The sequence below is a fragment of the Streptomyces sp. SID14436 genome, from assembly GCF_010548465.1.
GTDB lineage: Bacteria > Actinomycetota > Actinomycetes > Streptomycetales > Streptomycetaceae > Streptomyces.
This window is the reverse complement of the sequence record NZ_JAAGMD010000167.1, coordinates 1-6905: the sequence shown is the minus strand read 5'-3', so window position 1 is coordinate 6905 and position 6905 is coordinate 1. Positions and strand designations below refer to the sequence as shown.

The 6905-nt window shown below is 74.0% G+C and carries 5 protein-coding genes; 1 reads left to right on the top strand and 4 read right to left on the bottom strand.

All coding sequences use genetic code 11. From position 1 onward, the window contains the following. Both G3I53_RS06425 and G3I53_RS06420 read right to left on the bottom strand, forming a co-directional pair. The coding region (locus G3I53_RS06425; protein WP_239063607.1) for an SWF or SNF family helicase at positions 1 to 918 on the bottom strand (918 nt) is incomplete at its 3' end. Continuing rightward, a complete protein-coding gene (locus G3I53_RS06420) occupies positions 915 to 3797 on the bottom strand; it encodes a DEAD/DEAH box helicase (protein ID WP_343240562.1) in 2883 nt (960 codons plus the stop codon). The genes G3I53_RS06425 and G3I53_RS06420, both read right to left, overlap by 4 nt. A gap of 392 nt (positions 3798 to 4189) precedes the next feature. On the opposite strand from G3I53_RS06420, the gene G3I53_RS06415 reads away from it, so the two are divergent. Then, on the top strand, positions 4190 to 4372 hold the full coding sequence (locus G3I53_RS06415) for a hypothetical protein (protein ID WP_164337058.1): 183 nt from the start codon (positions 4190 to 4192) through the stop codon (positions 4370 to 4372). Between the two features lie 972 nt (positions 4373 to 5344). Here the strand turns inward: G3I53_RS06415 and G3I53_RS06410 are convergent. Together G3I53_RS06410 and G3I53_RS06405 are read right to left on the bottom strand one after the other, a co-directional pair. Next, complete coding sequence (locus G3I53_RS06410; RefSeq protein ID WP_164337056.1) at positions 5345 to 6283, bottom strand: hypothetical protein; 939 nt, start codon at positions 6281 to 6283, stop codon at positions 5345 to 5347. Positions 6284 to 6421: 138 nt separating this feature from the next. Further along, positions 6422 to 6727: a hypothetical protein gene (locus tag G3I53_RS06405; protein ID WP_164337054.1), complete on the bottom strand. Its 306-nt coding sequence runs from the start codon at positions 6725 to 6727 to the stop codon at positions 6422 to 6424. Between the last annotated feature and the right edge of the window lie 178 nt (positions 6728 to 6905).

The window sequence follows — 6905 nt, the reverse complement described above, 5'->3', positions numbered from 1 at the left end:
CAGGCGCACCGCGTCCTGCGCCACCGTCGGTTCCGGTTCCACGGGCCGGTGCGCGTGCCCCTCGCGGAGGGCCTCCGCCAGCAGCCGGTGCGCCTGCGCCGCCGTCCGGGCGGCCAGGAATTCCAGGGCCTCCGGATCGACGCCGCCGTCCATCGGTGCTGCCTCCGTGTCCAGCGACGGGGGCGTACCGGGCGCGTCGGGGAGCGGGGGCGGGCCGGGGAGGGGCGGCAGGATGTGCCCGGTCGCGTACGCGTCCGCCGCGTCGACGCCCTCCGGCGCGCCGCCGGGCTGCTGCCCGGCCGGTCCGGCGTGCCCGGTGCCGAGCTCGTCCAGCAGCGCCCGTTCGTCCCGCCCCCGGAGCAGCAGGAGCACGAACGGGTCCTCGTCCAGGAGCCGCGCCACCTGGTAGCAGAGCGCCGCCGTGTGTCCGCAGTGGTCCCAGACCCCGCAACCGCACTCCGGTTCCAGGTCACCGGGCCCGGGCAGCAGGTCCACACCCACCAGTTCCGCGTCCTCGACCAGATGCGTCGGCATCTCCCGGTCGAGCAGGGCGGCGACATGCCCGGCCCGTCCGGCGGCCATCGCCAGGAAGCGGTCCCACTGGTCACCCGACAGCTCCTGCACCAGCACGTCCGCACGGTGCGCGGTCCCGTCCCGGTCCCGCACGACCGCCGTGAGACGTCCCGGCCGCACCGACACCGCGCCGACCGCTCCCGCGCGGGCGAGCCTGCGGCCCGCCTTCAACTGCCCGGAGTCCAGGGCCGTGGCCTCCAGGGCCGACAACCAGGCCCGGCCCCACCACGATCGCGCGAAGGCCCGCCCCCGCGCGGGCGGCAGTGCCGCGAACGTGCGCTCCGGCCCGGCCACCCCGCCATCGGCGTCCCTGCCGTAGGCGTCATCGTCGTCGTACCGGCTCATCCCAGCTCCCCCCGCAGTTCCACCAGGTCCGTCAGCTCCGCGTCCGACAGCTCCGTGAGCGCGGCGCCGCCGGAGCCCAGCACCGCGTCGGCCAGGTCCTGTTTGCGCCGCAGCAGGGCGGCGATGCGATCCTCGACCGTGCCCTCGGCGATGATCCGGTGCACCTGCACGGGCCGCGTCTGGCCGATGCGGTACGCGCGGTCGGTCGCCTGCGCCTCGACGGCGGGATTCCACCAGCGGTCGTAGTGCACGACGTGCTCGGCCCGGGTGAGATTCAGGCCGGTGCCCGCCGCCTTCAGCGACAGCAGGAACACGGGCACCTCGCCGTCCTGGAAGCGCCGCACCATCGCGTCCCGCGCGGCGACCGGCGTGCCGCCGTGCAGGAACTGCGACGGCACGCCCCGCGCGGCGAGGTGCCGCTCCAGCAGCCGGGCCATCCGCACGTACTGCGTGAAGACCAGCACGCCCGCCCCTTCGGCGAGGACGGTGTCGAGCAGTTCGTCGAGCAGCTCCAGCTTCCCGGACCGTCCGGCGACCACCGGACGGTCCTCCTTGAGGTACTGCGCGGGGTGGTTGCAGATCTGCTTCAGGCCGGTCAGCAGCTTCACGATCATCCCGCGCCGCTCCATGCCGTCGGCACCGGCGATCCGCTCCAGGGCCTCGCGCACCACGGCCTCGTAGAGACCCGCCTGCTCCTCGGTGAGCGACACGGCGTGATCGGTCTCCGTCTTCGGCGGCAGCTCGGGCGCGATGCCGGGATCCGACTTGCGGCGGCGCAGCAGGAACGGCCGCACCCGCCGGGCCAGCCGGTCCGCCGCGGCCGGGTCCCGGCCGCCCTCGACGGCGTCCGCGTACCGCCCGCGGAACGCGCTGAGCGGGCCCAGCAGGCCGGGCGTCGTCCAGTCGAGGATCGCCCACAGCTCGGAGAGGTTGTTCTCCACCGGCGTGCCGGTGAGGGCCACGCGCGCGCGTGCGCCGATGGACCGCAGGGCGCGCGCCGTCGACGCGTAGGGGTTCTTGACGTGCTGCGCCTCGTCGGCCACCACCATGCCCCACGGGACCGCGGCCAGCCGCTCCGCGTCCAGGCGCATGGTGCCGTACGTGGTGAGGACGAACCCGTCCCCCGCGAGGTCGTCCAGGCTGCGCCGGGCGCCGTGGAAGCGGCGCACCGGGGTGCCCGGCGCGAACCGCTCGATCTCCCGCTGCCAGTTGCCCATCAGCGAGGCCGGACAGACCACGAGCGTCGGTCCCGCCGCCCCGGGCTCGTTCTGCCGGTACAGGTGAAGGGCGATCAGGGTGATCGTCTTGCCGAGCCCCATGTCGTCGGCGAGGCAGCAGCCCAGGCCCAGTGACGTCGTCCGCGCCAGCCAGGTCAGGCCGCGCCGCTGGTAGTCCCGCAGGGTGGCGGCCAGTGCGGCCGGCTGCGCGACGGGCTCCTGCGCCTCGGGGTCCGCGAGCCGGTCCCGCAGCGTCGCGAGCCATCCGGTGGGCCGCACCTCCACCCGTTCCCCGTCGACCTCCACCGAGCCGGTGAGGGCCGCCCCCAGGGCGTCGAGGGGCGCGACCTTGTGGTCCTGGCGCGCGCGGGCGCGCCGCACCACCTGCGGGTCGATCAGCACCCACCGGTCGCGCAGCCGCACGACCGGACGGTGCGCCTCGGCCAGCAGGTCCAGCTCCTCACGCGTGAGCCGCCGTTCGTCACCCAGGGCCAAGTGCCAGTCGAACGCGAGGAGCGCGTCCGCCGACAGCAACGACGGGCCCGCCGAGGCACCCGGCCCCGGTGTGCCGTCGGCCGGACCGATCTCCGCGCGGGTGGTCAGCCCCCGGGTCAGGTCCCTGGGCCAGTGCACCTCGACGCCCGCGCCGGCCAGCGCGCGGGCCCCCTCCCCGAGCAGGTCGGTGATCTCCTCGTCGGCGAGGTCGACAGCGTCCGGCACGGCCGCCGCCAGCAGCGGCGAAAGCGGTGGCCAGGCACGGGACGCCCGGCGCAGGGCGAGCAGCGTGTCGTGCGTGACGCGGGGACCGAAGCCGCTGCTGGCCGTCCCCGCCCACACGTCGGCGGCGTCGGCGACGAGCGCCGGGTCGTTCACGCCGTGCACCTGCAGTACGGCGCGGAACGCGATGGCGTCGTCGGCGTCGGCGTCGGCGTCGGGATCGGGGGCGGCAGCGTCGGCGTCGGGGGCGGCATCGAGGCCGAGACCCTCCGGCGCCCAGGTGCCGGCATCGTGACGACCGGCTGCCTCTGCCGGGCGGCGCACCTCGATCCGCAGGGACAGACGTACGCCCGCGTCGTGGCCCGCGGCGACGTCGGCGGCCCAGTCGCGCAGCCCGGGCAGGTGCTGCGGCTCCGGCACGGCGTAGCCGGGCGTGCCGGTGACGAGGGGCGCGGCGGGGGAGCGGGGCAGGGTGTCGGCGACCGCGTCCAGGAAGGCACGCAGAAGGCGCTCGGACTCGGGCAGGCGTACGGGACCCGTGTCGTCCAGGGGCGTGGCGTGCGCCTCCGGAGGCATGGCGGCCGCGAGTCCGCGCACCGCTTCGAGGTCCTCGCCGGCCAACGGGCCCACCCGCCAGGCGTCATGGTCGTCGGCGGTCAGCCCGGGCAACAGCAGACCGCGGGCCAGCAGGTGCAGAGCGTGCACGGCGGCGGCACCCCAGAACAACGTGGACCGGTGCCCGTCCCCGGCAGCCCACGCACGCGTGAGCACCGGCAGCGCGGCGCGGACGGGCAGCAGCACGGCAGGAACACGCACGGCCCCGACGCCCGAGCCGTCCGGCAGCACGACGGTGATGTCCTCGACGGTCGCCCTCTCACCCGCGACGGCAGGCGGGCCCGACCCGTCGGCGCTCCAGAAGGCGACCCGGCCGGTGCGGGCGGGCACGCCGGTCAGGAACAGCGTGTTGCAGTGGGGCGACGGCGGCAGGGACGGGGCGGAGGACGGAGAGGCGGAAGCGGTCTCTGCGGTGATGGCAAGTCCTCAAATTTGACTAGTGGGGGCGGTCGCCGAGGATACACTCCGAGCCGCGCACTCCGGTCGGCCGCCGCCGTGAGGTGCGTCACCGTCGCAGGCCCGACGTCCGACGCACTCGTTGAGAACGGGACCGGCGGGAACGAGGCCGCCGTGTTCGCTCGGCCACTGGCCCCGTCCTCGAAAGAAGAGGACCCTAGGGGGCGCACTTCAGGGACGTCTCAGGGTCGCGGTGTGGAACTGCGGGCAGCGCGGGCCCGTTTTCACGACAGAGAGCGGCAGTGGCCGCGAAGGAGGCGACACTCATGTCGAACAACGCCAAGATTGCCGCGGGGGGTGTGGCAGCCGGGCTCATCCTGCTCATCTGGCTGCCCTGGTGGGCCGCGCTGCTGATAGTCCTGGGAGTCCCAACCGCCGCGTACCTCGCGCTGGACCCCGCGCAGCGGCGCAGGCTCCGCCGCGTGTCCCGCAAGGAGCTGGGCCATTGAGCAGGGCGACTGAGCGACTGGGCCACTGACGCGGCGCGGGCCGGCCACGGCGCCGCACAGAGGAAGACGGTGCGGGCACACCCCGGCCGGCCCGCGGCCCGCATCGGCCACGCCCCGCCGCGCCATGCTCACCGCCGTTGCGGCCGTCGCGGTGAGCGAGTACGGCCGGGCCCGGACTCCGACCTGGTCGGGCATGTGGGGCAATAGCGGGGCCACGTAATGCATCATCGTGAGACCCCAATTGGTGCGTCCGTGCGTCCGTCCGGTGCATCATGCGCATTCAGGGGCTGTTCGAGAATGCTTGGCGCCAGCTCACGCTGCGACTTCCGTATTCGGCGGTAGGCCGCAGGTGCAGTTGGACCGCCCGCTGACGCACTCTTCATACGCTCACCAGTGGGGTCGGCGAAGGTGGCTGGGTTGTTGCTCCCGTGGACGTATCGGGGATGAGGAGCGGGTCGATGGAGAGGGACACGGTTCACTGCGACGCACCCCAGAGGCATGTGCGATCTGTCCCGTCACGTCAAGCCATTCCTTATCTCGACCACTAGACCGATCAGCGAGAGGAATGCGATTACCCATCCAGGGACGCGGAGCGACCTCGGAGACACTCGCTCGACCGGACCGGGCATGACCACTATAAGGAGGTCGTATACCCGATCTGCCGCACGCCCGATATTGGCTCCGACAAGGACTCCGACAGGGAGCATCAGACCGAAGATCACCAGGCCCGCAATGCTCATTTCCGTAGGGCCACGGCCGGCTAGTTCGATGATTTTCACCTTGCTCATTGCGCACTCGCTGCTAGTTGAAGGGATCGAGCGTGCCGACTATTTCGTAGATTCGGCCAGCTCGAACCGGCGCGCCCGAACGCCTGCCCGCCTCCCGGTCCCGCCCCGCCGGACGTACAGGGGCAGGGCGCCCGTTCGCCGCACGGGCCGTACAGCCGCCCCGTGCGGCCCCGGGCAGGGCGGGTCAGAGCGGGCGCACGGCCATCGCGTCGAGGGCCTCAAGGAGGCCCGGGAGTTCCGGACCCCGGCCCACCGGCAGGACCTCACCCGGCTCGTCGTCCAGCAGCACGAACGCGATGTCGTCGGTCCGCGCCACCATCGACCAGCCCGGGCCGTCGGCACGCAGAGTGCGCGCGTCGCCCGAGGCGAACGACGAGCGGACCCGGCCGAGGGGCGGCGGCGACTCGACGTAGGCGCGAGCCTCCGCCAGGACCCTGCGGATGCCACTGTGCTTGGGCTGGCCGTCCCCACCGGCGCCGTCCTCTGCCGGTGTGTCGCCGGAGACTTCGACGTCGGCGTCGGAGTCCGTGGCCGGCGCGTCAGCCCCTCCTGCGCCGTCCGCTCCCGCAGCGTCGTCCCCGCCGCCGGATCCGGAGCCGGCGGCGCCGGAGTCCGGGGTGGCGAACGCCGAGTCGTCGATCTGCTCCCGCCACGTCGCCCACTGGAGCGCGATCTCGTCCGCCCCCAGGCGGCGCTGGGCAGGCCCCCACACACTCGTGTCCGGAGGCGTCAGCGGCGGCCCCGCGATCCCTGGGTCGGGGTCGTGCGGCGCGGGTACGTCCGGCGCCGACACGGCGACCGCCAGGGGCCAGCCCGGCAGCGCGGCCACGACGGTGCGCTCGTCCGGCGAGAGGTCGTGCTCCATGCCGCAGTCCCAGGACGCGATCGCCACCGCGACGAGCGAGACGTCGTCGACGACGACGGTCCACCGGGCGCCCTCACCGTCCTGGCCGAGCACCAGCCCGTACCCGTCGGCGAGCGGCGCGAGACCGAGGGCCGCACAGGCCTCCGGATAGTCGTCGCCCAGCACGCTCGGGAACTTCGCCGGCGTCAGCAGCACCGCCGTCAGCACATAGAGCGCGTCGTCCGTGGCGGCGACGGCTTCCTCGTCCGTCCCGGCCATCCCAGCCTCCCCGTCGGTTCGTCCCTCGGCGCGCACCCTAAACCGACCCAACGGCGCTTGTCACGACCCGGCAGGCGTCCCCCGAGCTGCAGTTTTCCGGCCGGACAGGGGCGAAACGGCCATCTGCCGCGGAGCCGGTCAGGCCGCCGGAAGCCCCAGCAGCGACCGCGCTACCGCCCCCGGTGACTCGTCCCGTTCCCGCGCCAGCGCGACGACGGCGCGGCAGGCCAGTTCGTTGACCCCGAAGGACAGCGCCTCGGGCGACACCCAGCCGGACGCCTCCTCGATCCGGTCCTGGTCGTCCTCCGCGCGGGCCGTGACATACGCCGCGGCGGCCTCGAAGAGATTGTGCGGACGCGTCGGCGGCACCGCCGTCCCCGTTCTCTCCCCGGCGCGCGAACGGCCGACGATTCCGCCGAGGACCTCACGAACCCTGCCCCACATACGGTCCACCTTCCCAATGCCCGTGCCGCTGCCGATCGTTGGTGTCCCGCCACGCAACGCAATGTCCCCAACGTAAGGTCCCGGGACCCGCGGCAGAAGGGGGCGGCCCCGGCGCGGCACCCACGACGGCCGGAAGCCGCCCGCCCAGCCCCCCGCCCCGCCGCCCACGACGGCCGGA

Excerpts from the sequence above, each read along its gene's own strand:
- G3I53_RS06415 (WP_164337058.1), top strand. The coding sequence starts at position 4,190 with ATGTCGAACAACGCCAAGATTGCCGCGGGGGGTGTGGCAGCCGGGCTC.
- G3I53_RS06410 (WP_164337056.1), bottom strand. The coding sequence starts at position 6,283 with ATGGCCGGGACGGACGAGGAAGCCGTCGCCGCCACGGACGACGCGCTC.
- G3I53_RS06405 (WP_164337054.1), bottom strand. The coding sequence starts at position 6,727 with ATGTGGGGCAGGGTTCGTGAGGTCCTCGGCGGAATCGTCGGCCGTTCG.